This window comes from Pantoea sp. X-Soil-ISGK-421 (assembly GCF_059730785.1).
In genome coordinates this window covers 3,478,202-3,505,041 of sequence record NZ_AP035979.1, presented here as the reverse complement: position 1 = coordinate 3,505,041, position 26,840 = coordinate 3,478,202, and the positions used below count along the sequence as shown (strand labels likewise).

The 26,840-nt window shown below is 51.0% G+C and carries 22 protein-coding genes; 11 read left to right on the top strand and 11 right to left on the bottom strand.

All coding sequences use genetic code 11. The annotated features are described in order from the left end of the window. The first annotated feature begins 34 nt into the window (after positions 1–34). The 3 genes from cpdA to parE are packed head-to-tail and all read left to right on the top strand — an operon-like array spanning position 35 to position 3,389. On the top strand, positions 35–862 hold the full coding sequence (gene cpdA, locus AC6I8K_RS16110) for a 3',5'-cyclic-AMP phosphodiesterase (RefSeq protein WP_497827068.1): 828 nt from the start codon (positions 35–37) through the stop codon (positions 860–862). A gap of 3 nt (positions 863–865) precedes the next feature. After that, positions 866–1,447 carry an esterase YqiA gene (gene yqiA / locus AC6I8K_RS16105; RefSeq protein WP_497827067.1) on the top strand — a complete coding sequence of 194 codons (582 nt, stop codon included), beginning with the start codon at positions 866–868 and terminating at the stop codon, positions 1,445–1,447. Between the two features lie 46 nt (positions 1,448–1,493). Next, positions 1,494–3,389 carry a DNA topoisomerase IV subunit B gene (gene parE / locus AC6I8K_RS16100; RefSeq protein ID WP_064738483.1) on the top strand — a complete coding sequence of 632 codons (1,896 nt, stop codon included), beginning with the start codon at positions 1,494–1,496 and terminating at the stop codon, positions 3,387–3,389. A 27-nt stretch (positions 3,390–3,416) separates the two neighbouring features. On the opposite strand, the gene AC6I8K_RS16095 is transcribed toward parE, so the two are convergent. Further along, complete coding sequence (locus AC6I8K_RS16095; protein WP_497827066.1) at positions 3,417–4,889, bottom strand: tetratricopeptide repeat protein; 1,473 nt, start codon at positions 4,887–4,889, stop codon at positions 3,417–3,419. Between the two features lie 441 nt (positions 4,890–5,330). Here AC6I8K_RS16095 and AC6I8K_RS16090 point away from each other — a divergent pair, with 441 nt between their 5' ends. The 3 genes from AC6I8K_RS16090 (at position 5,331) to AC6I8K_RS16080 (ending at position 11,745) form a co-directional block, all read left to right on the top strand. After that, entirely contained in the window at positions 5,331–7,460 is a 2,130-nt protein-coding gene (locus AC6I8K_RS16090) for an Ig-like domain-containing protein (RefSeq protein ID WP_497827065.1), read from the top strand. A 46-nt stretch (positions 7,461–7,506) separates the two neighbouring features. Further along, on the top strand, positions 7,507–8,382 hold the full coding sequence (locus tag AC6I8K_RS16085) for an OmpA family protein (protein ID WP_497827064.1): 876 nt from the start codon (positions 7,507–7,509) through the stop codon (positions 8,380–8,382). A gap of 123 nt (positions 8,383–8,505) precedes the next feature. After that, positions 8,506–11,745: an Ig-like domain-containing protein gene (locus AC6I8K_RS16080; protein WP_497827063.1), complete on the top strand. Its 3,240-nt coding sequence runs from the start codon at positions 8,506–8,508 to the stop codon at positions 11,743–11,745. A gap of 120 nt (positions 11,746–11,865) precedes the next feature. Here the strand turns inward: AC6I8K_RS16080 and AC6I8K_RS16075 are convergent, their stop codons facing one another. Both AC6I8K_RS16075 and AC6I8K_RS16070 read right to left on the bottom strand, forming a co-directional pair. After that, the gene (locus tag AC6I8K_RS16075) at positions 11,866–12,174 is read right to left on the bottom strand and encodes a putative quinol monooxygenase (RefSeq protein WP_483816202.1); all 309 of its coding nucleotides are present in this window, start codon (positions 12,172–12,174) and stop codon (positions 11,866–11,868) included. A gap of 31 nt (positions 12,175–12,205) precedes the next feature. Next, a complete protein-coding gene (locus tag AC6I8K_RS16070; RefSeq protein ID WP_064738489.1) occupies positions 12,206–12,784 on the bottom strand; it encodes an NAD(P)H-dependent oxidoreductase in 579 nt (192 codons plus the stop codon). Positions 12,785–12,944: 160 nt separating this feature from the next. Between AC6I8K_RS16070 and AC6I8K_RS16065 the strand changes: the two genes are divergently transcribed. Beyond that, entirely contained in the window at positions 12,945–13,709 is a 765-nt protein-coding gene (locus AC6I8K_RS16065; protein ID WP_483816201.1) for a transporter substrate-binding domain-containing protein, read from the top strand. A 71-nt stretch (positions 13,710–13,780) separates the two neighbouring features. On the opposite strand, the gene AC6I8K_RS16060 is transcribed toward AC6I8K_RS16065, so the two are convergent. The 6 genes from AC6I8K_RS16060 to AC6I8K_RS16035 form a co-directional block, all read right to left on the bottom strand. Continuing rightward, complete coding sequence (locus tag AC6I8K_RS16060; protein ID WP_483816200.1) at positions 13,781–14,644, bottom strand: ketose-bisphosphate aldolase; 864 nt, start codon at positions 14,642–14,644, stop codon at positions 13,781–13,783. 116 nt (positions 14,645–14,760) lie between these two features. Further along, positions 14,761–15,609 (bottom strand): class II fructose-bisphosphate aldolase, encoded by an 849-nt coding sequence (locus tag AC6I8K_RS16055; protein ID WP_483816199.1) that lies wholly within the window; start codon positions 15,607–15,609, stop codon positions 14,761–14,763. A 9-nt stretch (positions 15,610–15,618) separates the two neighbouring features. Then, positions 15,619–16,710, bottom strand: a complete 1,092-nt coding sequence (locus AC6I8K_RS16050) for a PTS fructose transporter subunit IIC (RefSeq protein WP_483816198.1) — start codon at positions 16,708–16,710, stop codon at positions 15,619–15,621. Between the two features lie 11 nt (positions 16,711–16,721). Next, positions 16,722–17,036 (bottom strand): PTS fructose transporter subunit IIB, encoded by a 315-nt coding sequence (locus AC6I8K_RS16045; RefSeq protein ID WP_061720481.1) that lies wholly within the window; start codon positions 17,034–17,036, stop codon positions 16,722–16,724. 24 nt (positions 17,037–17,060) lie between these two features. Then, positions 17,061–17,531: a PTS sugar transporter subunit IIA gene (locus AC6I8K_RS16040; protein ID WP_064738494.1), complete on the bottom strand. Its 471-nt coding sequence runs from the start codon at positions 17,529–17,531 to the stop codon at positions 17,061–17,063. Positions 17,532–17,548: 17 nt separating this feature from the next. After that, on the bottom strand, positions 17,549–19,111 hold the full coding sequence (locus AC6I8K_RS16035; RefSeq protein ID WP_497827062.1) for a BglG family transcription antiterminator: 1,563 nt from the start codon (positions 19,109–19,111) through the stop codon (positions 17,549–17,551). 407 nt (positions 19,112–19,518) lie between these two features. Here AC6I8K_RS16035 and parC point away from each other — a divergent pair, with 407 nt between their 5' ends. From parC to ftsP, 3 genes are all read left to right on the top strand, one after another. Next, positions 19,519–21,789, top strand: a complete 2,271-nt coding sequence (gene parC, locus AC6I8K_RS16030) for a DNA topoisomerase IV subunit A (RefSeq protein ID WP_483816195.1) — start codon at positions 19,519–19,521, stop codon at positions 21,787–21,789. A 41-nt stretch (positions 21,790–21,830) separates the two neighbouring features. After that, entirely contained in the window at positions 21,831–22,568 is a 738-nt protein-coding gene (locus AC6I8K_RS16025) for a 1-acylglycerol-3-phosphate O-acyltransferase (RefSeq protein ID WP_064738497.1), read from the top strand. 118 nt (positions 22,569–22,686) lie between these two features. After that, entirely contained in the window at positions 22,687–24,114 is a 1,428-nt protein-coding gene (gene ftsP / locus AC6I8K_RS16020; RefSeq protein WP_497827061.1) for a cell division protein FtsP, read from the top strand. 68 nt (positions 24,115–24,182) lie between these two features. Here the strand turns inward: ftsP and dkgA are convergent, their stop codons facing one another. Next, entirely contained in the window at positions 24,183–25,010 is an 828-nt protein-coding gene (gene dkgA, locus AC6I8K_RS16015) for a 2,5-didehydrogluconate reductase DkgA (RefSeq protein WP_497827060.1), read from the bottom strand. Positions 25,011–25,215: 205 nt separating this feature from the next. On the opposite strand from dkgA, the gene AC6I8K_RS16010 reads away from it, so the two are divergent. Further along, positions 25,216–26,136 carry an AraC family transcriptional regulator gene (locus AC6I8K_RS16010; RefSeq protein ID WP_497827059.1) on the top strand — a complete coding sequence of 307 codons (921 nt, stop codon included), beginning with the start codon at positions 25,216–25,218 and terminating at the stop codon, positions 26,134–26,136. Here AC6I8K_RS16010 and AC6I8K_RS16005 read toward each other — a convergent pair whose 3' ends face one another. Next, positions 26,137–26,799, bottom strand: a complete 663-nt coding sequence (locus AC6I8K_RS16005; RefSeq protein ID WP_061720572.1) for a DedA family protein — start codon at positions 26,797–26,799, stop codon at positions 26,137–26,139. It lies immediately after the preceding gene. Between the last annotated feature and the right edge of the window lie 41 nt (positions 26,800–26,840).

The window sequence follows — 26,840 nt, the reverse complement described above, 5'->3', positions numbered from 1 at the left end:
AACGCAACGATGGCGTGGAGATTAAGGAAACGCTTTGGATAGCCTGCTAACTCTTCCTGCGCAAGATGGGTCTGATATCAGGATTCTACAAATCACAGATACCCATCTTTTTGCCGGAAAACATCAATCGCTGCTCGGGGTAAACACCTGGTCAAGTTTTAATGCGGTGCTGGATGCGATTGAGGTACAACAGCGCCAGTATGATCTGATTATTGCCACTGGCGATCTCGCTCAGGATCATACCGTCGAAGCTTACCAACACTTTGTAGCAGGGATTAATCGTCTGCCGAAGCCGTGCGTCTGGCTGCCGGGTAATCACGATTTTCAGCCGGCAATGGTAAATACGTTGGCTGATGCTGGCATCAAGTCAGATAAGCATGTTCTGTTAGGCGATCACTGGCAGTTAGTGTTGCTGGATAGCCAGGTATTTGGTGTACCGCACGGTATGTTGAGTGAATATCAGCTGGAGTGGCTGGACACCGCGCTACGTAAGTATCCTGAACGTCATACCTTGGTGTTGCTGCATCATCATCCGCTGGCTTCCGGTTGTACCTGGTTAGATCAGCACAGCTTGCGCAATCCACATCAGTTGGAAGCGGTACTGCAACACTTCCCGCGCGCGCGCAATTTGGTCTGTGGCCACATTCATCAGGAACTCGATCTTGACTGGCATGGCCGCCGCGTGTTGGCTTCGCCATCGACCTGCGTTCAGTTCAAACCGCATTGCACCAACTTCACCATTGATACGCTTGCTCCAGGCTGGCGCTGGTTTACCTTGCAGCCCGATGGCACGCTGGAAACCGAAGTGAACCGCCTGCAAAGTGACATGTTCCGCCCCGATCTTGACTCCGAGGGCTATTAGGCAATGGCGGCGCTGATCTATCTGCACGGATTCAACAGCTCTCCACAATCGGCGAAAGCCACACAGCTGCAGCAATGGCTCAACGAGCAGCATCCATACATCAATGTTATGGTGCCGCAATTACCGACGTTCCCGGCAGAAGCCGCCAGCATGCTGGAAGATCTGGTGATGCAATATGCCGGTGAACCGCTGGGATTGGTGGGATCGTCGCTCGGCGGCTATTTTGCGACCTGGCTGTCGCAGTGCTTTATGTTGCCAGCGGTGGTGGTTAATCCCGCCGTACGGCCGTTTGAGCTGCTGGTGGATTACCTCGGTGAAAACCGTAATCCCTACACCGGTCAGCAATATGTGTTAGAGTCTCGCCACATTTACGATCTGAAAGTAATGCAGATTGACCCTCTTGAAGCGCCCGATTTACTCTGGCTGTTGCAACAAACCGGCGATGAAATTCTCGACTATCGCCAGGCGCTGGAGTATTACAGCGCATGCCGCCAGACGGTTGAAGAGGGCGGCAATCATGCCTATATCGGATTCGAACGCCATTTCGCACAAATCGTTGATTTTCTGGGATTAAACACTCAGTGATGTTGTGAGGTGGGGCCATTTTCCTATTGCTAATCAGACATTTACGATGAGCCAATCAAGCTATAATGCCGATGCCATTGAGGTCCTGACCGGCCTTGAACCCGTGCGTCGTCGTCCGGGGATGTACACCGACACCACGCGCCCGAACCATCTGGGCCAGGAAGTGATCGATAACAGCGTCGATGAGGCGCTGGCCGGTCACGCCAAACGCGTGGAAGTGATTCTTCATGCCGATCAGTCGCTGGAAGTCATTGATGACGGTCGTGGCATGCCGGTAGATATCCATCCGGAAGAGGGCGTGCCTGCGGTTGAGCTGATTCTCTGTCGGCTGCATGCGGGCGGCAAATTCTCCAACAAAAACTATCAATTTTCAGGCGGCTTGCACGGCGTAGGCATCTCTGTGGTTAACGCCTTGTCGAAGCGCGTGGAAGTTACCGTGCGTCGAAATGGTGAGATCTATCAGATTGCTTTTGAAAATGGCGATAAAGTGCAGGATCTTACGGTTATCGGCACCGTCGGTAAACGCAACACCGGCACCAGCGTGCACTTCTGGCCAGATGAAAGCTTCTTTGATAGCCCGCGTTTCTCGGTTTCCCGCTTATCGCATTTGTTAAAAGCCAAAGCCGTATTGTGTCCGGGCGTTGAGATTGTCTTTAAAGACAAGGTCAACGACACCGAACAAACCTGGATGTATCAGGATGGCCTGACCGATTACCTGTGTGAAGCGATTGACGGCTTGCCAACGCTGCCAGAAAAACCGTTCGTTGGCAGTTTTGCTGGTGATGTGGAAGCGGTAGATTGGGCGCTGCTGTGGCTACCGGAAGGCGGTGAACTGCTGACGGAAAGCTACGTTAACCTCATCCCAACCATGCAGGGCGGCACGCACGTCAACGGCTTGCGTCAGGGATTGCTGGATGCCATGCGTGAGTTCTGCGAATACCGCAACATTCTGCCGCGCGGCGTGAAGCTCTCAGCCGAAGATATCTGGGATCGCTGTGCGTACGTGCTATCGGTGAAAATGCAGGATCCGCAGTTTGCCGGTCAAACCAAAGAGCGCCTGTCGTCACGTCAATGTGCGGCATTCGTATCGGCAGTGGTGAAAGATGCTTTTAGCCTGTGGCTGAACCAAAACGTGCAGGCCGCTGAAATGCTGGCCGAGCTGGCAATTTCCAGCGCGCAGCGCCGTATGCGTGCCGCGAAGAAAGTGGTGCGTAAAAAGCTCACCAGCGGACCGGCGCTGCCAGGCAAGTTGGCAGACTGCACCGCACAGGATTTAAATCGAACCGAATTGTTCCTCGTCGAGGGGGATTCTGCAGGCGGATCCGCCAAGCAGGCGCGCGATCGCGATTATCAGGCGATCATGCCACTGAAAGGTAAAATCCTGAATACCTGGGAAGTCTCTTCCGATGAAGTGTTGGCCTCGCAGGAAGTGCATGATATTTCGGTAGCCATCGGTATCGATCCCGATAGCGAAGATCTTAGCCAGCTGCGTTACGGCAAAATCTGTATTCTGGCGGATGCAGACTCCGATGGGCTGCACATTGCCACCTTGCTATGCGCGCTATTTGTGAAGCATTTCCGTTCGCTGGTGCAGCACGGCCACGTGTATGTTGCGATGCCGCCGTTGTATCGCATCGATCTCGGTAAAGAGGTCTATTACGCGCTGGATGAAGACGAGAAAGAAGGCGTGCTGGAGCAACTGAAGCGTAAGAAAGGGAAGCCGAACGTGCAGCGCTTTAAAGGGTTGGGTGAAATGAACCCGCTGCAGTTGCGCGAGACCACGCTCGATCCAAATACGCGTCGCCTGGTGCAGCTCACCGTTAGTGACGAGGATGTCGATCAAACGCTGCGCGTGATGGATATGCTGCTGGCGAAGAAGCGCTCGGAAGATCGTCGAAACTGGCTGCAAGAGAAAGGCGATCTCGCCGACCTCGAAGTCTAAAAAAAGGGACGCTACGGCGTCCTTTTTTTATTGCTGCAATGCCTGCTTAATGCGTGCAATCACCGCATCCCACCCTTCTTCCTGCCCACGTGCAAACAGGCGCATCTGTGGATACCAGGGTGAATCTTCACGTCCTTCCAGCCAGCGCCAATCCCGTGCCCACGCGGGCAACATCACCCAGCAGGGCACGCCTAGCGCACCGGCAAGATGAATTACGGATGTATCCACACCAATCACTAAATCTAGTTGCGCAATCACCGCTGCGGTATCCTGATAATTCGCGAATTGCGCGCCCAGCGGCTGCACCTGCGGGAAACCCATCACTTCATTTTCACCCGCCCCTTTTTGCAGGCTAAACCACTGCGTATCAGGTAGATCGAATAAAGGAGCGAGCTGAGAAAGATGTGCTAGTGAACGCTGGCTATCGTTTCTATGCTCGCTTGAGCCTTTCCACACGATACCGATTTTCTTGCTCCCGCCTGTGAGCGGCCAGAGCGCCTGATGCTCAGTTGAGCTGCTTAGATAAGAGGGCTGGATACAAAATGGTTGATCGGATGTTAGAAAATGTTGGGGTAAATCCAAAAGCGAGCACCAATAATCAGCATGTGGCAGTGCTGATTGCTTATCTTCACGCGTCAAATAGCCGTCTAAATGTGCCAGTGTTGTCATCAACGACTTAAGTGCTGGCGTTCCTAACATAATAATTTGCGCAGCCTGTTTTTCCGTTTTTATGCGCGAGAGGAAACGACAAAACTGAATTTCATCGCCCATCCCTTGCTCGGTGCGGACCAAAAGCGTTTTTCCGCTAAGATCTTCACCTTGCCAGTAGCGCATCGGCATGGCCGGCAGCGTAAAGAAGCGTTCAGGATTATCTGCCACATAACGTGACTGATAATTGCACCAGCCTTCTGCAAAGTTACCTTGTTGTAGTTGCACAATCCCAAGTGCATTGCGGCAGCGATGATCGTTTTGGCGCTCACGCAACACTTGCTGCATAAGGCTTTCAGCTTCAGATAGTTGACCCATGTGTGCCAGCACAGTGCTCATGCTGTAGCGCGCTTCGATGTAATCGGGTTGAATTTGTAATGCCAGTCGATATTGAAAAAGAGCTTCTTTATAACGTTGCTGTTTGTGTAACAAAATAGCGTAATTGTTGTGGCAGGCTGCGTAACGAGAATGGGCATGCATCGCCGATTGATAACATGTCTCGGCATCGGTAAAACGACCAGCATCATAGTGGGTTAAGCCAAGACCATTTAGCAACCCAGCATCATTAGGTGCCAGTTTCAATGCACGAGTATAGTAATGCTGCGCCAGTTCCAGATCGTTACTATGTCGCGCCAGACGTGCCGCTTCATGTAGAAACCAGCTGTCATAAGGCACGAGAGTCAAGCGTGCCTTAATTTTTCGCCAAGCCTCTTCTTTCTTGCCTTGTTGCAATAACTGAGTAACGGCCTTTTGCTGACGAGTATCGTTATTGAGGCGGGATTTATAATTCATTCTACTGTCCGGTCGCTGGCAAAGGGCATAATTTAAGTCAGTTAGCGTTTCAGTAGCGTCAAGACGAGTCTTGAACTCTTGTTAAGTTCGTCCCTACCAGGCGGGTGCTGTAATACAGCCATCTCTTGTCTTGTTTTTTCCATTCTTAATCATCTGTAACAACAGACGCTTCTCAAAAAGAACTCTAATTAGATTAACCATTAATTGAGATTCATGTTTTTTCTTTTTCATTTAAAAACATAGAGTTGCCTCGGTCGAATGGTTTTTTTAACTCTTTCATTCCCTTGTTAGAAAAAAATGGGTATCGAGACATGTCTTATGTGTCATTTTTTTTTTTTTAGCCAGGATGTGCGCAGTTTGAATCAGGCTGTTTGGGATTCAAGGAAGTTGAGCGCCAGAAATGATTTCTCGCGCCTAGTGTTTCTGACGAAGGATAAAAAAATGAGTATTTCACCAGTGAATGTGGCGGTGATTGCCAATAAAAAAATCACTAAAGCGGAAGCGCTTTCAGCTTCCAAATCAGGTAAGCCAGTAAAAATTACAGCAGTTGCAGAAGGTAAATACGTTCTGGCAGAAGGTGAGAATGGTGTCGCACCAGAAAACATTACAGTTAAACGTGTTGGGAAAAACCTGCATGTTATTTTAGAAGGTTCTGATGAGTTCAATCCCGATCTCATTATTGAAGAGTTTTATGACAAACCAGGCGAATTAATTGGCAAAGCAGAAGATGGCAGTATGCATCCTTTTGTCTCCACTGATGGTGACAGTGAGCATGATGCTGAGCAATTGCAGGATGGTGAAATCGCTTCTCTTGCTCTGGGAGAAGAAAGTGAGCAGGATTTAACGGGCTTAACGCTCGCCGAAGGATTTGATTGGTCTCCAGCATTATTGGCTCTTGGCGGTATCGCCGCACTCGCAGCAGCCGCTGGATTAGGCTATTTAGTCGGAAAAAACCAAGGTGACAAAGGATCTACTTCTACTGTTAAAAATAGTGGCGGTGAAGGCGGTGGTGAAGGTGGTGGTGAAGGCGGGGGCGAGGCAGGTAATGCGCATCAACCGCAGATCAGCGGAATGATTGATGATGTTGGAAGTATTACCGGTCCAATTGCCAATGGTGGTCGCACCGACGATGCAAAACCAACCTTAAATGGTAAAGGTACGCCGGGTAACACCATCGAAATTTGGGACGGCAGCACCAAATTGGGCGATGCTAAAGTTAATGATAAAGGTGAATGGACCTTCACACCAGGTAAGTCTATTGGCGCAGGTGATCACTCATTAATCAGCATTGAAAAAGATCCTAAAGGTAATGCCAGTAAGCCTAGCGATCCGTGGAAATTTACCGTAGATCTCACTGCGCCAGCGGCGGGAAGTATTGGCGCGGTGGTAAATAATGAAATAAATCCAGAACTACCTATTAAAAACGGCGGATCAACAAATGATGAAACTCCAAAAATTTCTGGTACAGCGGAGAAAGATTCAACCGTCGAAATTTGGGATAATGGAAAATTAATCGGTACAGTTAAAACAGATAAAGACGGAAACTGGTCTTTCATAACACCTAAATTATCAGAAGGCGAACATAAATTCAGCGCCATTGTTATCGATGCAGTAGGGAACAAGTCTTTACCCACGCCGCCATTTATTGTTGATGTCGATACAACGGCTCCCAATAACGGTGGGATTGAATATATTAAAGATGATGCAGATCACAAAATTATTGGTGGTGGTTCTACTGATGATAAAACACCAACCTTAGAAGGAAGTGGTGAGGATGGTGACATCGTTTACATTATCGATCATGGGGAGATTATTGGTTCTGCTATAGTTGAAAATGGCAAGTGGAGTTTCACCCCGGAAGAGCTTGCAGAAGGGCGGCACGAGTTTGAAATTATTGTTACTGATCCTGCGGGTAATAATTCTGATAAATCTCAGCCTGTAGTTATTGATATTATTTCCTCGGAGGTTCTTCCTCCGCCAAATCCTAACATTCCACCTTCCGGTGATGTTGATGATGTTTTTAAAGATAATAACCTGGCTAAAATAGAAACATCTATCCCTCGTGATGGGCATTCAAATGATTCAACTTTGCACATTATTGGACATGGCAATCCCGGGGATACTGTTATTATCTATATCAAAGGCGATAAATATAGCTATTCATTCTCAGCGCCAATCGATGGCGATGGTAAGTGGTCGATCAATACGCCAGAATTGAAGGATGATAATTATAACCTTCAAGCCGCATTTTATAATGGAACAGAGACTACAGGGCTCTCTGCAGATTATAAGTTTGAGATTGATACAATAATACCCATCAAACCACCGATAAGACCGACAGAAAATATTAATGAAATATTTGACATCCTTAATGAATTGGATGTTGGTCAAATTTTAAATGCTGTTGAAAATGATATTTTGTTAAGTGAAGAATTAGATAATGGCGTAAAAATGAAGTTGGAACTTGGCAATCTAACCCTGGAGTCATCATATGGTGTGACATCAGGCATTGATAACCATCATGCTATTGATGAGCTTAATAATGTCATTGTTAATTTAAATGATTATTGATGCTTTAGTTTGATTTTATTGAGTGATTATATACCAGGGATTAACCATGAAAATGAATATAAAATTAGTCTTGCCAGCATTATTGGCTCTACCTATGGCTGCAGCTTTGGATGTACAAGCTAGTCAGGTGTTTGGGGAGGTTTGGCGAGATACAATTGTTGCAGCGTCAGATCAGGCGAGAATCGTTTATTATCGACCTGCGTCGAACGAGGACACTAAGCCTGCTCATATTTATGTTGATGGCGAATTTCAAACTGCGCTGTTACCGAATGGATTTAGTGACTTTTGTGTTACACCCGGACAACACTCGTTAGGAAGTTATGTGGGCGATGCTCCACACTATTCAGGTAAGGAGTTACAACCTTGGCGAGATACGTTGAAAGCCGGTGTAACTTATTATGTGCGAGCTAATCTTGATGCGTCCGGTCGCCCTCTGGTAATTAAACCAGAAATAGCCTTGGCTGAAATGGTGGGGTTAAAAAAACAGAAGCATGTTTTATCTCGTGCCTCTGCAGTCGTGGTTTGTCATGGTAGTAGCCAACAGACATATGAAAATTATTCTTTCTCAAGTGACCTTCTTTTCCGTTTCAAAGGGTATGGAATTAATGATATCCAGGAAGAGGGTCGAAAAGCTTTAGTCGATTTTGCTCAAATGATCCGTGCCAGAAATATGTTGCAGAAAAATATCATTGTTACTGGATATACTGATCCACTCGGTGATGAGCAGAGCAACCAATTGCTTGGGCAACGTAGAGCTGACACGGTTAAACAAATGCTCGTTAATAATGGTGTTTCAATCAACAAAGTCATGTCTCGCAGCATGGGGGAAAGCCAGGTTAATAAACAGTGCTATGGCGGCAGGACAGAGAAAATTCAATGTTTTTCAAGTGAACGTCGAGTTGTAATTAGTATTGAAGATTAATTCATAAACACATCATTCCTTTTACGTTCGATTGACAACTGGGAAAGTAATTACCAAACGTGATTTGGGACATGTCCTGTGTAACGTATTCTCGTAACGCTTTTAATATAGACATGTTTCGCAGTGAATGATCTGGAAGTTACCAATTTATTAAGGAGCATTACAATGTCATCTACAATCAACGAATTACCAGCAGTAAAACCTATTCATTCTAAAGATTCTAAATTTGAATTCAAAGATTGGCCTGCTCCTGATGCAGTCGGTGGCTGGGTTGAAATCATTATTAATGAAGTTGTTTATACGACCACTGTTTCAGCTAGCGGGAAATATAATTTCTCACTGCCTGATGGCTGGGAAGATGGTATGCACGTTGTGCAAATTGTTACTGTCGATCCTGCAGGTTCGCGTAGCAGCCCATCTTTGTTCGTGCTGGACATTGATACCAAACCACCCGCTGCGCCGAAAATTATGCGCATTGTAGATAACAGTGGAAGTGACGATCATTATCTGACTCCAGGCGATGAAATTGCAGATAAAACGCCGGTTCTGTCTGGTTCTGCTGAACCCGGTTCAACGGTCACCATTTATGATGGTGCGACGGTTTTAGGCACTGCAACTGCCAATAAATTGGGCGTATGGGAGCGCGAAGTTACGCTGGCTAAAGGTAGCCACACTATCACAGTGAAAGCCACTGATGAGACGGGCAATACGGGAGCAGCATCAAGCCCGTATATAATTAAGGTGGCTGACGCCATTACAGTTGTTGGCCTTGATGATCAATCCAATACGGCTGAAACTCAGGCCATGCCAGAACCGTATAAAGCCGTTGGTGGATCAAGCCTTTCTCCGCAGAAAGAGAACACCATCAAGCTTACGGATATTGAAGCTGGTGCGGGTGAAGTGGGTTCACTGGTTCAGATCGTATTAGACAACAATGTGTACACGACTCATGTTCGTGCCGATGGCAAATGGTCCTGGAGTTCAGAAGTGCTGACCGACGGCTTGCATGTTTTGCAGGTTCGCCTGTTAGATGCCTCACTCAACTGGGGTGAGTCAACCCAAATTATTTACCAAATTGATGCCGCCTCTCCTGAGAAGCCGATCATCATGAACGCGCTGGATGATGTCGGTGGTATGCACAACCTCTCACCTGGTGATTTTACCAATGACAACATGCCAACCTTCAGCGGTATCGCACAGCCAGGTAGCAAGGTTACATTATACGATGGTGGTGCTGTCGTGATTGGTACCGCTATTGCCCTCGCTGACGGCACTTGGTCATTTACGCCATCAATAGGATTAACTGAAGGTACTCACTTTATTTCAGCGGAGTATACCGACAGTTTTGGTCGTGTAAGCCCGAAATCGGATGCCTTCAAACTGGAAATTGACACAAATACTCCAGTTACGCCTACGTTGGAGCTGGTTTATGATGACGAAGGCCGCTTAACTGGTGCAGTAGAAAGTGGCAAGGCTACGGATGATAAAACTCCCACGTTCTCAGGTTCTGCAGAGCTGGGTTCGATTGTTCGTATCTGGTCTGGTAGTACGCTTTTAGGCACTACAACGGTCAGCAAGCTGGGCAAATGGTCATTCACCCCATCTCCTGCACTTGTTGATGGAAACTATGATATTCAGGTAGATGCCATCAGTAAAGGCGGTAACGCTTCACCTAAAACACCGGTCTTTGATTTAGTCATTGATTCCACGTTGATGCAGCCAGTAGAAATTGGCGATGTCTTTGCAGACAACGTGAGCGGTGTTACTTCTTCGATTCCAGACGGCGGCGTAACCAATGACACCACGCCTGTTGTTAGTGGCGTTGGCAACGATGGCGATATTGTTTACCTCTATGTAGATGGTGCAACTTCTCCGATTGGCTCTGCAACAGTTGTTGGTGGCAAGTGGAGCATCACTCCTACCACACCTTTGTCGGAGAAAGCACATGAGCTAACTGTCCGTGCTAAAGACCCATCAACGGACAAATGGGCCCCTGTTTCGCAACCGCGCGATGTTGTCATCGACATCACTGCACCAGACAAGCCCGCTCCTGCCATTGTTATTGATGATCAAGGCGATGTGACTGGCCCTGTTGGATCAGACGGAGTCACCGATGATAAACGTCCTGAATTTAAAGGCGGTGGTGTAGATGAGGGCGATACTGTAGAAGTTGTTGTTAAAGACGATAAAGGCAATCCTGTCTTTGTTGGTACTCAGGTTGTTGATGCGTCGGGCAATTGGTCAATTACTCCACCAACTGACTTAGCCGATGGCGAATACCAGATTGTTGTTGGCGTAACTGACCCTGCAGGCAACAAATCTACGCCTTCAGATCCAGTGAAAATCATTGTTGATACGCAGAAGCCAGCAGATCTGAACAATGTTCAATTAACTGATGATGTAGGCGTAATTCAAGGTCCAATTTTGGATGGCATGTCCACCGACGATACTAAGCCAACATTTAGTGGTACAGGTGTTAACGGCACTAAAGTTGCTGTAATCATCGATGGTGTGGAAGTGGCTCGTGTTGAAGTAAAAAATGGTGCGTGGAGCTATACGCCAGTGACTGCCCTGTCCGAAGCTGCTCATACCATTTCTGCAATCCCAGTTAGCGCAGCAGGTGTAAAAGGCAACGCAACAACGCCGATTAACTTCACCATTGATACTACTGCCCCAGTTACTGGTACCTTCGACGGTGTTTATTATGATGCTGGCCAGTATGGCCCATTGCCAGAAGGCAAAGTTGATTTGTCTAAACCAACCAACGATAACACCTTAATTATGCGTGGTACCGGTGGTGAAGATGGTAACACCGTGTTTATTTACGGTAGCACCGGCACGGGTGAATTATTAGGTTCAACAACGGTAATCGATGGTAAATGGGAATTCACAACTGGCGTGTTAGAAGACCGCAGTCTCAATGACAATGGTAAATGGTACGATTTCCATGTTGTGTTACAGGATCCTGCAGGTAACCAGCTGAATGTGTCAACAAACTATAAAGTCGAAGTTGATACCGTCGCACCAACTAAGCCAGTTATTCCTGGCATCAACTCGGTATTTGCAATCAATGAATTGTCTGATGAAGAAGTTACCAATTTAATGTCAATGTCCATTAATGACATTGTCACGAAAGGTGAAAATAACTTGTTCATCGATAACGGCAAAGCGCAGTTGATGGTAAATGGCGAGAAAGGTGATGTGCTGAATATTGCTGATATTCTGCCAGAAGGTGCAGAAACAGCGTCCTGGCAGCAGGCAACTGGCACTGTAACGGTTGCGGGTGTTCAGTATAATGTGTACGAAAACAACGCAAACAATGTAGAACTGTTAGTACAACAAGGCATCGAAACCCATCATTAATAGCTAATGGTTTGTTTCTTTCCCTAATATTAAGCCCTTGTCTCGCGACAAGGGCTTTTAATTTTACGGTATCAATTCACAGGGTATGTTTAATATCAGCCACAAATGAATAATCAGTATCTAACTTGCTGGCTCCAGAACCAAAATCTTCACATCCACCACATCATCTTTGATCGCCGCGCGATGATCATCCATATGCGGCATCTGCTGATGCTGCTCCAAATGACGTAGCGATTCCCACTGTTCCAACATAAAGATTGAATCCGGTGAGTTCTGTTTCCACGGCACCTGCGCTTGATGGTCAACAAGGGCGTCATACTGATGGCAGCCTTCTTCTTCCAGCACGGTAGGAATCAGTTGATTGATGGCATCAAGCACCACCTGACGTCGGCCTGGCTTGACACAAATTTCTGCAACAACGGTTAACATAGCGCTTCCTCTTTTCCCTGGGTGCTTACAGTTAAGCAAAGATCTGGCTGAGATGAGTCCGATAACGTTCAATATCGCGTGGCACATCCGGCATTTTAATCACATCGTTACAGATAAAGGTTGGCAAGCTTTCCATACCAAGGAATTGATTGGCCTTGTGGAAGTGCAGATACAAGCCATCCACGCCAACACCTTCGAAGAATTGCTCAGGATCGTTAAAGGCTTCCAGCGGTGCGTTCCAGGTCAGTGACAGCATATATTTCTTGCCCTGAATCAAGCCGCCAGAGCCGTATTTTTTGCCAGCATCGCTGCGCGTGCGGCCATCGCTGGCATACAACGAACCGTGACCTTCGGTGAACACATCATCAATGTACTTTTTCACCGTCCACGGCTCACCCATCCACCAGCCCGGCATCTGGTAAATCACCACATCGCTGTCGAGATACTTCTGCACTTCTTCTGCCACGTTGTAATTGCTATCAGCGAGCGTGACTTGCACCTGATGGCCCAGGTCGCGCAGTTGACTGGCCGCAACCTCCGTTAATGTGTGGTTCAATTCGCCTTTCGAATGGGCGAAGGTTTTGCCGCCATCGATAATTAAAAAATTCATGTAGATTCACTCCGTTTCTGTTTGATGCCGCACACTCTACGCGCGCGCAGGAGTGAGAAAAATGCGTGATTGATCACAACACTTTTGCGTTTAACGCAATAATCCGGTCGCTTATGAAACAATCCGCACGCAAACCACCGTCAATTAAAAAGAAGAGATCATGAAAACCGCAATCTTAAGTGCATTACTTCTGGTGACTGGCGCTGCTCAGGCGCAATCCCATCTCGATGAAATCCGCGCAAACAAAACCCTCAAAGTCTGTACCACCGGCGATTACAAGCCTTACACCTATCTTCGCAGCGATGGCCAGTATGAAGGATTGGATATCAGCATGGCGCAGTCGCTGGCGGCAAGTCTTGGGGCAAAAGTACAGTGGGTGCCGACCACATGGAAAACCTTGAGCGATGATTTTGTGGCGAAGCAGTGCGATATCGCGCTGGGCGGCGTATCCGTCACGCTCAAGCGCCAGCAGCTCGCCTGGTTTGCTCAGCCGCTGGGTGTGGATGGCAAAATCCCGCTGGTGCGCTGCGCTGACAAAGCGAAATACCAAACGGTTGAACAGATCAATAAAGCCACCGTGCGCGTAATTGAACCAGCGGGTGGCACCAATGAAGCCTTCGTACACAGCCACCTGCCGCAAGCAACGCTGCAGCTGGCCGATAACGTAGGGATTTTCCAACAGTTAGTAGATAACAAAGCCGATGTGATGATCACTGATGCGTCTGAAGCACTGTTCCAGCAGCAGCATTATCCCACGCTGTGCGCCATCAATCCGGATAAACCGATGCAGTACGGCGAGAAGGCGTACATGATCCCGCGTGATGATATGAGCTGGAAGCTGTATGTCGATCAGTGGCTACATCTCAGCACCGCTACGGGAGAATATGCCCAGATTGCAAAACAGTGGTTAGGTGTTGCCCGATAAGAAGATCGTAGGGTCGCCATTCATGGCGACCGCTAATCCACGCACGCATCCATGCGCGCCCAAAATGGAACTTAACGATACAAACTCGCCTTACCCAAGCCACCAAACAGATTCATTTTGTAGCGAATGACTGCCTTCGCCGCCGCAATTGCATCCGGATAAATCACGTTCGGATCCCACCAGGTTTCGCGCGCCAGAATTTCACGCAGCTTGTCGAAATAGGCGAATTTCATGTCGCTGGAAATGTTGATTTTGCCAACGCCCAATGTCACTGCTTCAGCGATCTCCGCATCCGGATTCGCCGATCCACCGTGCAGCACCAGCGGAATGGTTACGCGCTGCGAAATGTCTCGCAGGATATGCATCTGCAGCTCAGGCTTCATATTTTTCGGGTAGATGCCGTGCGCGGTACCAATCGCCACCGCCAGCGTATCCACGCCGGTACGCTGCACGAAATCCTCCGCCTGCGCCGGTTCGGTGTAGATCACTTTACTCACGCCGCCCTCCACCGAAGTGCCGGTATCGCCGATGGTGCCGAGTTCGCCTTCTACCGAAACGCCCACTGAATGCGCCAGTTTCACCACTTCTTTGGTCAGCGCCACGTTTTCCTCATACGGCAGCAGCGAGCCATCGATCATCACCGAAGTGAACCCACACTGGATGGCGCGCATCACATGAGCGATAGATGCACCATGATCGAGGTGAAGAGTGAACGGCACTTTGCTTTTCAGCGTGCGTTCACGCACGTAGCCAAAGAACTCATCGGTAACGAACTCCAATTCGCTGGGATGGATGGAGATAATTGCGGGCGTATTGGTGGCTTCTGCTTCTTCTACTACCGCACGAATAAAGCAGCTGTCCGCCACGTTGAATGCGCCAATGGCATAACGGTGTTCACGAGTCGGTGCCAACATCTCTTTCATTGAAATCAACATGTTAATATTTCCTCAGCGTGATGTTTACCGGAGTCGACGCGTGCGCCGACCCGATGATGGATAGGAATGTGAAATTTACACTGCGATGTAGGGTCGCTTTATGGCGACCGCCGTGCTTAAACCTTACCCGCCGATCCTGACCAGCTCAGATACTCCACTACGACTTCGCGGCAAGCGGATTCCATAAGGCCCAGCAAATCGGCCAATTCGACGTGCGGATGCTTTAGCGCCTGTTCAACAGCCATTTTTCCGGCATCAAACACCGCCGCGCCGACGTTGATCTTGGCTACGCCAAATTCGCTGACGCGGCGAATATCCTCGGCTGGCGTGCCCGAACCGCCGTGCAACGCCAGCGGTCGCGTGGCAACAGCCTGCAGCTCCTGCAAGCGCTGGAAATCGATCTTCGGCTTCACGCCCGCCGGATAGAGCCCGTGCGCAGTACCGACCGAGATCGCCAGCAAATCGATATCGGTCTGCTCAATAAACGGCAGCACATCGGCTACCTGCGTCATCTTCACTGAGGCATCAGCCAGCTCGTAGGTTGGCGCATCGGCGATATGACCGAGCTCGCCTTCCACGCACACGCCAGCGGTATGCGCCATTTTCACTACGGCGGCGGTTTGGCGAATGTTTTCTGCCAGCGGTTCAGATGAAGCATCAATCATCAGTCCGGTAAAACCGGCGCGAAACGCCTGACCAATCAGCGGAAACGCTTTGCCGTGATCGAGTGCCAGCGCCACCGGCACGCTGGCGGCATCGGCCAGCGCCCTGACCAGCGGCACCGCAACGGCGGGAGGAAAATGTGCGCTGTGGCCCTGATAAACATTCAGAATCAAGGGCGCGCGCTGCTGTTCAGCGGCTTGTATGGCGGCACGCGCGGTTTCGAGGTTGAAGCAGTTAATGGCTAGCACCGCATATTTCTGCTGAGCTGCGGTCTGAATGAGGTCATTCATCATGGCAAACATGGTGGCTCCTTATTCCAGAGTGAATTTAATGTCTTCATCGCGGGTGCCGGGGGCTTCCACGTCATCGAACTCCTCATCCGCCTGGGTAACCGGTTTCTTCAGCACCGACAGCATCACGCCGCAGACGGTCGTACCGATGCCGAGCGCCAAACAGAACAGCCACGGCTTCTCAAACAGCGGCACCACAAACATCCCGCCGTGCGGCACCGGCGCGCCTACGCCCCACACCATAATCAGTCCACCGGCGATGGCGGAGGCCACCACACAGCTCCCGACCACGCGGAACAGGTCGCGTGCAGCAATCGGAATCACGCCTTCGGTAATCATGCAGATACCCATCGGGAAGGCGGCTTTTAGCGCCTCTTTTTCCGCTTTGGTGTACTTATTGCGGCTCAGCAGATACGAAAGCGTGATACCGAACGGCGGGATCATTGAACCGACAAACTTCACCGCTTCTGGCCCGTAAATGCCGTCAACCAGCATGCCGTCGGCGAACAGCGACATGGTTTTATTCACCGGACCGCCGAAGTCGAACGTGGCCATCGCGCCGAGAATTGCGCCCATAACAAACTTCGATCCGCCCTGCATCGATTCAAGCAGCCCAATCAGCGCCTTCTGCAACCAGACAATCGGCTGGCCGATAAAGGTCATCATTAACAGCCCGGCAATGATGGTGCTCAATACTGGCAGCACCATAATCGGCATTAAGCCCTGCATTGATTTGGGTAGCTTGATGATGTGACGCAGCAGCAGCACGGTATAACCGACGAGGAAGCCACCGAAGATACCGCCAATAAAGCCGGTACCGATCTGCCCGCAGATAAAGCCGACGATCAGACCGGGCGCAAAGCCAGGACGATCGGCGATCGAGTAGGCGATCGCCGCGCTGATCAGCGGTACGATCAGGCCCATGCCCCAGCCGCCGATTTGATTAAGCATCCACGCGAGGGTGCCGGTGTGTTTGCCGACATCCGGCCCGCCAATCACCTGGCCGAGCGCGATACAGATCCCGGCGGCGACGATCAGCGGGATCATCCAGGAAATACCGGTAAGCAGGTGGCCTTTGATCTCCTGGCCGTACTGACGTTTGTTGTCACTCATGCTGGATCTCCTCAGGCGCGCGCCAGTGAATCCGCCACTTTTTCGAGGAATTTCACCGGTGACTTGATCACCACTTCGGTTTTCACTCGCACAATGGGTTTGCCCTGGAAGCGCTCTTCGCCTTTGATCTTCACGTCAACAGCGAGGATCACCACATCGGCGGCGGCAATGTCCTCCTGCGTCAGCGCAGTTTCAGTGCCAATGGTGCCTTGGGTTTCCACGTGGATGATGTGGCCCAGCGCGTGGGCCCCTTTAATCAGTTTCTCGCGCGCAATATAGGTATGCGCGATGCCTGCCGTGCAGGCCGCTACACAGACGATATTCATGTGTTACCTCAGAGAGTGAGTGTGTTAACAGAGGTCGGTTTCGGCGTACTGACTAAACAGCCGGATGATATTGCTGGGGTCGTTTTCCACCAGCAGTTGGGCAATCACCTCATCATCGGCCAGCGCACTGGCCACCTGCGACAACAGGCGAATATGGGTGGTGTTCTGATCTTCCAGTCGCACCGCGAACAGGATGATGCAGCGCACCTGGCTGCCATCAAGCGTTTCCCACGGAATATCATGTTGGGTACGGCCAATGGCGAGCGTGGTCTGTTTCACCGCCGCCGATTTTCCATGCGGGATAGCAATGTGATTTTCGAAGCCGGTAGAACCTTCGGCTTCTCGCAGCCACACATCTTCAATAAAGGCGGCGCGGTCGCTAATGGCACCGTCGTTGAACAGCAAATCGGTCAGCTCATGAATCGCTTCTTCTTTGCTGGTGGCGGTGAGCGCCAGGTTAACGCGGCGTGGCGTGAGAATGCGCGAAATATCCATGGGGAATCCTCATTCAATTAATGTTCAGCCATAGCGCAGGAGGCGCCGTCGGGCAGCTGGCTGCCAATCATGGCGTCAGTCACCCGCCGAATATCGTCATCGTTAAAAAAGGCGCTGACATACACCGCCGGAACCGTTCCGGCATGGAGGTGAATGGTGGTAATCACCAAATCCACCGTTTCGCGCTGGCAAAATGCCGCGTGATTGCTGGCCGATACCACGCCGACAATTTCCCAATCGGGGAAAGCGCGCAGAATGCGGCTCTTGAGCAGATGCGATGTCCCGACGCCGCTGGAACACACCACCAGAATGCGTTTATGGGCGATTTGTCGTTCCAGCGCCGCCTGAAAATGCACGCAGAGATAACCTATTTCGTCATCCGCTATCGATGAAAGTCCCTGGCCGTGCGCCGTTAATTGCATGGCCTGTTTGGTCAGGGAAAATATCTCTTTCATCTCCTGCTGAATATCCTCCAGTAGCGGATTACGAATGTGAATATGATATTTGAGTCGATTTAACAGTGGCTTTATATGAACCAATAACCCTTCAAATAATAATCGGTCCTGCGTTAAGTCCTGCTGAATAAATGAGGAGAAACGATCGATTAATTCACAGGTTATTTTCACGGATTCAGCGGTGGAAAATTGATTATGCAGCGGCGCATTATCTCCGCGCTCTTCCAGCACAATGCCGGACGAAACAATATATTGATAAATAAAACCCACTTCATCGACTGGCAGTGCACAGCACATACGTTGCTCAATCTGCGCCACCATCTGTTTGGCAATGGTGAGAATGTGCTGATCGAGATCCTGCGCGCTGGTCAGGGTTTCCAGCGCCAGCGCATTACCTTGCGCCATGCGATGCATCATGATCAGGATGTGGGTGCAGAGATTGAGATACCACGCGTCTCCCAGCGGATAACTCAATTGCTGCTCCATTTGTTGCAGTAACGTCTGCACAAACGCCACATCCTCATCGCCAAAATAATGTACCAGCGCTTGCTGGCTGCCGGGATCGAGGCGTGGCAGCAGCGGCGTACCGGCGACGTTTTGCTGCATCACATCATTGATCAGCGAAACCATCGCCTGGCGTAACGTCTGCTCATTGCCTTCAATGTGCGTGCCGCCGGGACCGCGCTGTAGCGCCAAACCCAGCGGCTGCAGCCACTCTTCAATCACTTTTAAGTCATTAACAATCGACGCATGGCTAATGAAGTAGCGCTCCGAAAGCTTGCTGATTGAAGTCGCGCGTGGCGCATCACTTAATAGCTGCGAGGCAATCTTCACCCGTCGGCTGTTGTGGCTTAGCGCATCTGAGCTGCTTTCGTCGCCGTTGAGCTGCTGCTCGAGCTGCAGTCGCTGCTGGATATCATCAACCCGCAGTCGCACGCCGCGGCCCGGCGTTTTCTCCAGCTGTAACGACCAATTACTGAGCCAGCTTTCAAGCCACTGCAGATCGCGCTGAATGGTTTTCTCCGACACGCCAAGCTGTAACGCTAACTCTTTAACGGGTTGCGGTGCCGCATGATGCAACAGCCATTTTACTAATCGGTGTTGTCGCGAAGTCAGTATTTGCATTCGGTCACCCTTATTTTGGCAAAACGTTTATGGCGAATTGAAGTTTATATTTATTCCATGCCAGAAATCAGAAGCGCAAAACTGTGGGTCTTGTGGAGTATGAATTTAGGAGAGCATTGAGTAAGCAACAATACTAAATGATGTCCTTGCTGATGGACATCATTAATAGGCTATCTTCAGTGGGCAATTAATTGCGAAGTTGCTCACATATTATTGGCAATATTCTGTGTGACGCCGCTCCCATTACGTTTTAATTTTCCAACCGACATCACGTTATTTAATTCGAGACGATTCTGTTCGCCGCGCGGGCTTCTCTGTGACTAAACCGCACGAATAAGGTAATATCCTCGCCAAATGAGCGCCGGATGACCCGTCGTTGCGGGCCACGAAGTGAGGATGCGAGCTTAATGAGCGAATTGACGCAGGATGGTGCAGAGCGTCTTGCCCTGCACAAGTTTACCGAAAACGCGTACCTGAACTACTCCATGTACGTGATCATGGACCGTGCGCTGCCGTATATCGGCGATGGCCTCAAGCCAGTACAGCGCCGAATTGTGTACGCCATGTCGGAATTGGGCCTCAATTCCAGCGCCAAATTCAAAAAATCGGCACGTACCGTCGGTGACGTGCTGGGTAAATACCATCCGCATGGCGATAGCGCCTGTTATGAAGCGATGGTATTGATGGCGCAGCCGTTCTCCTATCGCTATCCGCTGGTGGATGGCCAGGGAAACTGGGGCGCACCGGACGATCCGAAATCCTTCGCCGCGATGCGTTATACCGAATCGCGCCTGTCTAAATACGCGGAAATTCTGCTGGGTGAACTCGGCCAGGGCACGTCGGACTATATCCCGAACTTCGACGGCACCTTGCAGGAACCGAAGATGTTGCCGGCGCGTCTGCCAAACATTTTGCTGAACGGCACCACCGGCATCGCCGTCGGTATGGCCACCGACATTCCGCCGCATAACCTGCGCGAAGTGGCGGAAGCCGCCGTTAAGCTGATCGACAACCCGAAAACCACGCTCAATGAGCTGCTGGATGTTGTGCAGGGGCCGGATTACCCAACTGAAGCCGAAATCATCACGCCACGCAGCGAAATCCGTAAGATCTATCAAAGCGGTCGCGGTTCGATCCGCCAGCGTGCGGTGTGGAAAAAGGAAGATGGCGATGTGGTGATCACCGCGCTGCCGCATCAGGTGTCGGGTGCGCGCGTGCTGGAGCAAATCGCTAACCAGATGCGCAATAAAAAGCTGCCGATGGTGGAAGATCTGCGTGATGAATCCAACCACGAGAACCCGACGCGCCTGGTGATTGTGCCGCGTTCCAATCGTGTGGATGTGGAGCAGGTAATGAATCACCTGTTTGCCACCACCGACCTGGAAAAAAGCTACCGCGTTAACCTGAATATGATCGGACTGGATAACCGCCCGGCGGTGAAAAACCTGCTGGAAATCCTCTCTGAATGGCTGGTATATCGTCGCGATACCGTGACGCGCCGCCTCAACTACCGTTTAGATCGCGTACTGCGTCGCCTGCATATTCTTGAAGGTATGTTGGTCGCGTTCCTCAATATTGATGAAGTGATCCACATCATCCGTACTGAGGATGAACCGAAGCCGGTGCTGATGTCGCGCTTTGACATCAGCGAAACCCAGGCCGAAGCGATTCTCGAATTAAAACTCCGTCATCTTGCCAAACTGGAAGAGATGAAGATTCGCGGCGAGCAGGCGGAACTGGAAAAAGAGCGCGATCAACTGCAGGCGATTCTGGCGTCTGAACGCAAGATGAGCAATCTGCTGAAGAAAGAGCTGCTGGCCGATAGCCAAACCTATGGCGACGATCGTCGTTCGCCATTGCGCGAGCGTGAAGAAGCCAAAGCACTGAGCGAAACAGAGCTGGTGAGCGCTGAACCGGTCACCATCGTGCTGTCGCAGATGGGTTGGGTACGCAGTGCCAAAGGTCACGATATCGATCCTGCCGGTTTGAGCTACAAAGCCGGTGACAGCTATCTGGCCGCCGCGCGCGGCAAGAGCAATCAGCCGGTGGCCTTTATTGACTCTACCGGGCGCAGCTACACGCTGGATCCGACCTCCTTGCCGTCAGCGCGCGGGCAGGGCGAACCGCTCACCGGCAAACTGACGCCGCCGCCGGGCGCGGCCTTTGAACAAGTGCTGATGGAGCCAGACGATCAAAAACTGCTGATGGCATCGGATGCGGGTTACGGCTTTATCTGTACCTTTGCTGATTTGGTGTCACGCAATCGTGCCGGTAAGGCGCTGCTGACACTGCCAGATAACGCTAAAGTGATGACGCCAATGGCGGTGCATTCGGGCGATGATATGCTGCTGGCGATCACGCAGGCCGGACGCATGTTGATGTTCCCGGTCGGTGATCTGCCGCAAATGTCGAAAGGCAAGGGCAATAAAATCATCTCGATCCCGTCTGCGGACGTTGCTGCGGGCACCGACAAACTACAATGGTTGCTGATTCTGCCGCCAGGCGCGTCGATCACGGTGTATGTCGGTAAACGTAAGCTGATCATGCGTGATGAAGATCTGCAGAAAGTGCGTGCCGATCGCGGTCGTCGCGGCAGCGTGGCGCGCGGCCTGCAACGTATTGATAGCGTAGAAGTGAATGCTCCAGCGCGTCCAAAAGCCGACGCGAGCGAAGAGTAACGCTGTAATTCAGGCGATGGAATGCCCAAGTTGAGGAATCTATGTTACTAATTTTACGCGCAATTATTGTTATTGTTTATTCGATTCTGGTCAGTATTGTTGGCTGTATCTGGTGTCTTTTTTCACCGCGTAATCCGCGTCACGTCGCAACGTTCGGCCATATGCTCGGTCGTCTGTCGACAGTGTTTGGTCTCAAAGTAGAACTGCGTAAACCGCCGGAAGCCGCGCATTACGGCAACGCAATCTACATTGCTAACCATCAGAACAACTACGACATGATTACCGCAGCCAAGATTGTGCAGCCAACAACGGTCACCGTGGGCAAGAAAAGCCTGCTGTGGATCCCGTTCTTTGGCCAGCTTTACTGGTTAACCGGCAACCTGTTGATTGATCGTGATAATCGTTCAAAAGCGCATGGCACAATCGGTGAGTTGGTGGACCAATTTAACAAAAAGCGCATCTCGTTCTGGATGTTCCCGGAAGGGACGCGCAGCCGTGGCCGCGGCCTATTGCCGTTTAAAACCGGTGCGTTTCATGCGGCGGTGGCGGCAGGCGTGCCAATCATTCCGATCGTGGTCTCCAACACCCACGACAAGATTAAACTGAATCGCTGGAACAACGGTTTGGTGATTGTGGAGATGTTGCCGCCCGTCGATACGTCGCAGTTTGCTACCACCTCGGTGCGTAAGCTCGCCACGCATTGCCGTGAATTAATGTCGACTAAACTGGAAGAATTGAACGCCGAAGTCGCCGAACGCGAAAAAAACGGTAAACTCTGACCAGCCAAATGGGGCAGGTGATCATCTGCCCCGATCTCAAGTCACACAGCAACGAATAATTAATTAAAACAACATGGACACGGCGTCCTCACGCCACGCTCAAAAGGTCTGAAGTTTTATGTCTTGCAGCAGACGTCAGTTTATTCAGCTTTCTGCCGGTGTCGCGTTGGCTTCCGGTGCCATACCTTACGCCGCTCGTGCCGCCGCGCCATTGGGCGACACGCCACTTCCTATTCCGCCACTGATTGAATCACGTCGCGGTCAGCCGCTATTTTTAACGTTACAGCGCAGCCATTGGTCATTTAGTGGCAACAGCAACAAAGTGCCGGTGTGGGGCTTTAACGGAATGTACCTCGGGCCAACGGTGCGCGTGTACAGTGGCGATGATGTGAAGCTGATTTACAGTAACCGCCTCAACGAACCGGTATCGATGACTGTCAGCGGTTTACAGGTGCCGGGCGCGTTAATGGGCGGTGCGCCGCGCATGATGTCGGCCGGAGCCGATTGGGCGCCGGTGCTGCCGATTCGTCAGGGCGCCGGCACATTGTGGTATCACGCTAATACGCCGAACCGCATGGCGCCGCACGTCTACAACGGCTTAGCCGGCATGTGGCTGGTTGAAGACGATGTCAGTAAATCGCTGCCGCTGCCGAAGCATTACGGCGTCGATGATTTCCCGCTGATCATCCAGGACAAGCGTCTCGATAACTTTGCCACGCCGGTTTACAACCCCACCTCTGATGGCGGGTTTATTGGCGATGTGCTGTTGGTCAATGGCGTGCAAAATCCCTACGTCGAAGTATCACGCGGCTGGGTGCGTTTGCGCTTGCTGAATGGCTCGAATGCGCGCCGTTTCGATCTTACCTTTTCCGATAATCGTCCGTTTACGGTGATCGCCAGCGATCAGGGCTTCCTGCCTGCGCCGGTGGCTGTACAGCTGCTTACGCTGGCGCCGGGAGAACGTCGTGAAGTGCTGGTAGATATGTCGCAGGGCGATGAAGTCTCGATTATGGCTGGAACAGCGGCGGGCTTGATGGATCGCCTACGCGGCTTGTTTGAGCCTTCATCCATTCTAACCAACACGCTGGTGCTGAGCTTACGTCCTACTGGTTTGTTGCCGCTGGTGACGGACAATTTGCCGATGCGTCTGCTGGCGGATCAGATTCTGGACGGCGTGGCGGTGCGCACGCGCGAATTCCGTATTGGCGACAGCAAGCCGGGCATTAACGGTGTGCTGTGGGACATGAACCGCATTGATAACACTGCGCAGCAGGGCACCTTTGAGCGCTGGATCATTCACGCCGATCGCCCACAGTCGCTCCATATTCAGGGCGTAATGTTCCTGATTAAGAACGTTAATGGTGCGCAGCCGATGGGTGAAGATCGCGGCTGGAAAGATACGGTGTGGGTTGATGGCAGCGTGGAATTGCTGGTGAGCTTCCCGCAGAGCTCGTCAGATCATTTCCCGTTTGTCTATTACAGCCAGACGTTAGAGATGGCGGATCGCGGGACAGCGGGGCAATTATTGGTGAATCCCACGTCTTAATTAAAACGGTGCGCATTCGCATTTATGCGCACCGTAGGGTCGCCAATCATGGCGACCTTTGCAAAACGCTAGCCGTTAAACGTCTCCGGATCTGGCCCCAGACGATTACCGCTATCCAGCTTACTGATCTCGCTCACCTCAGTTTTATCTAACCTGAAATCAAACACCTGGAAATTCTCACGAATACGTTCCGGCGTAATGGACTTCGGAATCACCACTAAGCCGCTATCCAGATGCCAGCGAATAACGATTTGTGCTGGCGTCTTGCTGTATTTCTTCGCCAGCTCGCGGATGATCTCCTGATCGAACACGCCTTTACCACCTTGCGCCAGCGGGCTCCAGGATTCAGTCTGAATCTGATGCAACGCATTCCATGCGTGCAGCGTGCGCTGTTGCAGCATTGGATGCAGCTCAATCTGGTTCACTACCGGCGATACACCGGTTTCATCGATCAAACGCTTCAGGTGCGCCTCGTGGAAGTTACATACGCCGATGCTCTTGGTTAAGCCCTGCTGCTGCAGCTCAATCAATCCCTTCCAGGCATCAACGAAGTTATCTTTTTCCGGGCACGGCCAGTGCATCAGATACAAATCCACCTGCTCCAGCTGTAATTTCTTCAGGCTGGTTTCCATCGCCTGCTGCCAGTTGGTTTGATCGTCATTCCATAGCTTGGTGGTGATAAAAATGTCTTCGCGTGCCACGTCGGTCTCTTGCAGCGCTTGTCCAACCGCTTCCTCATTTTTGTAGATGGCTGCGGTATCGATTGAGCGATAGCCGACTTTCAACGCTTCCAGGATGGCGTTACGCGCATCGTCAATGCTTGCCTGCCAGACGCCGAGGCCAAGCTGCGGCATCATATTGCCGTCGCGCAATTTAATAATGGGTTGCTCTGCCATAGTTGCTCCTTATCTGTTGCAGTGACTTACCGTAGAAAAGATGTGCTTAAGTCTAGTCAACAAACCTTGCCTGCGGATCATTGTGGCAAGCAGGCAGCAATTTTGCCCGGTAGATTTCTGCAAATTTCTTGCCTGATTCTCCAGTTTGATGGAGTTTTGAGCAGCCTTGCGGCAAACTGCATTTTTTGCTGCCTGAGAGAGAACCATGTCATACGACGCCCTTTGTCGCCAGCTGGCGCAGCGCGTGGTTGCACTAATGAGTGACCTGCATAAGCCGCTGTGCGCAGTAGAAAACGTCAAACTCATTTATGCCTGCGAAACCCTGCCGCGCACGCCGATGATGTACCAGCCAGGCATTGTGATTCTGTTTCAGGGGCGCAAAACCGGCTATCTCGGCAGCACCATTTTTCACTACGACGCCACCAAATATCTGATGCTTACCGTGCCGCTGCCGGTGGAGTGTGAAACCGAAGCTACGCTGGCAGAGCCGCTGGCTGGCATGTGTTTAAGCGTGGATGTCGCCAGCCTGCAGGATTTGCTGATGGATATCGGCGATGACGAGCAGTTCCAGCCGCAGGCGCAAACCTCGGGCATCCACTCGGCGTTCATGAGCGAAGAGATGCTGTGCGCCGCCGAACGTTTGCTGGATGTGATGAATAATCCGCGTGACGCCCGGGTACTTGGCCCACAGCTGGTACGCGAGATTATTTATTACGTGTTAACCGGACCGATTGGCGGCGCGCTGCTGTCGCTGGTCAATCGCCAGACGCAGTTCAGCCAGATTGCGCGTGCGCTGCGTCGCATCGAAAACCATTTTGCGGAAAGCCTCAGTGTCGACATGCTGGCTGCAGAAGTGAACATGAGCGTTTCAGCGTTTCATCACAACTTTAAAGCCGTGACGCAAACCTCGCCCCTGCAATATCTCAAGCGTTATCGTCTGCATCAGGCGCGTCTGATGATGCTACAGGATGGCATGAAAGCCAGCGCAGCAGCGGTGCGCGTGGGCTATGAAAGCCCGTCGCAGTTTTCTCGCGAGTTTAAGCGCTATTTCGGCGTGACGCCGGGAGAAGAGGCGAGCCGCGTGCGTCAAACAGTGCCGGTGCTACCGTTTGACGCCGCGTCGTAATCAGGAGACTTTCTGGCGGCGTTTTTTCCAAATCACCACAATGCTGCCGGCAAGGCCGATAAACAGCAGCGCGATTGGCAGAATCATCAGGATGGCCATTACCTGATCTTCATGGCGTTTGATAAAGGGTACATGGCTGATGCCGTAGCCCAGCGTCACCACAATGCCCACCCACAACAGCCCGCTCAACCAGTTAAACAATTGAAAGCGACCGTTGTTCAAACCAGAAATGCCCGCCATGGTGGGCAGCAAGGTGCGCACAAAGGCGAGGAAGCGGCCAACCAGTAGCGCCATCAACCCGTGTCGGTTAAACATATTCCACGCGCGCTGGTGATATTGCGCCGGCAAGTGTAATAACCAGCTTTTCACCAGTTTGGTATTGCCGAGCCAGCGCCCTTGCAGATAACTGAGCCAGCAGCCCAGACTGGCCGCCGTGGTCAAAATCACAATGGTTGGCACGAAATCCATCACACCTTTAGCGACCATCGCGCCCGCTAATAACAGCAGGCTATCGCCCGGCAGGAATGACGCGGGCAGTAAACCGTTTTCCAGAAATAGCGTCAAAAACATCACGCCATAGACAATCCACACCACATCCGGATTACCTAGCGCGGCAAAATCCTGATGCCAAAGCGCCTGGACAATCTCATGTAAAACACCCATCAGCTATTCCATCGAGTCACAAGGATTCTAATTTTAACCTT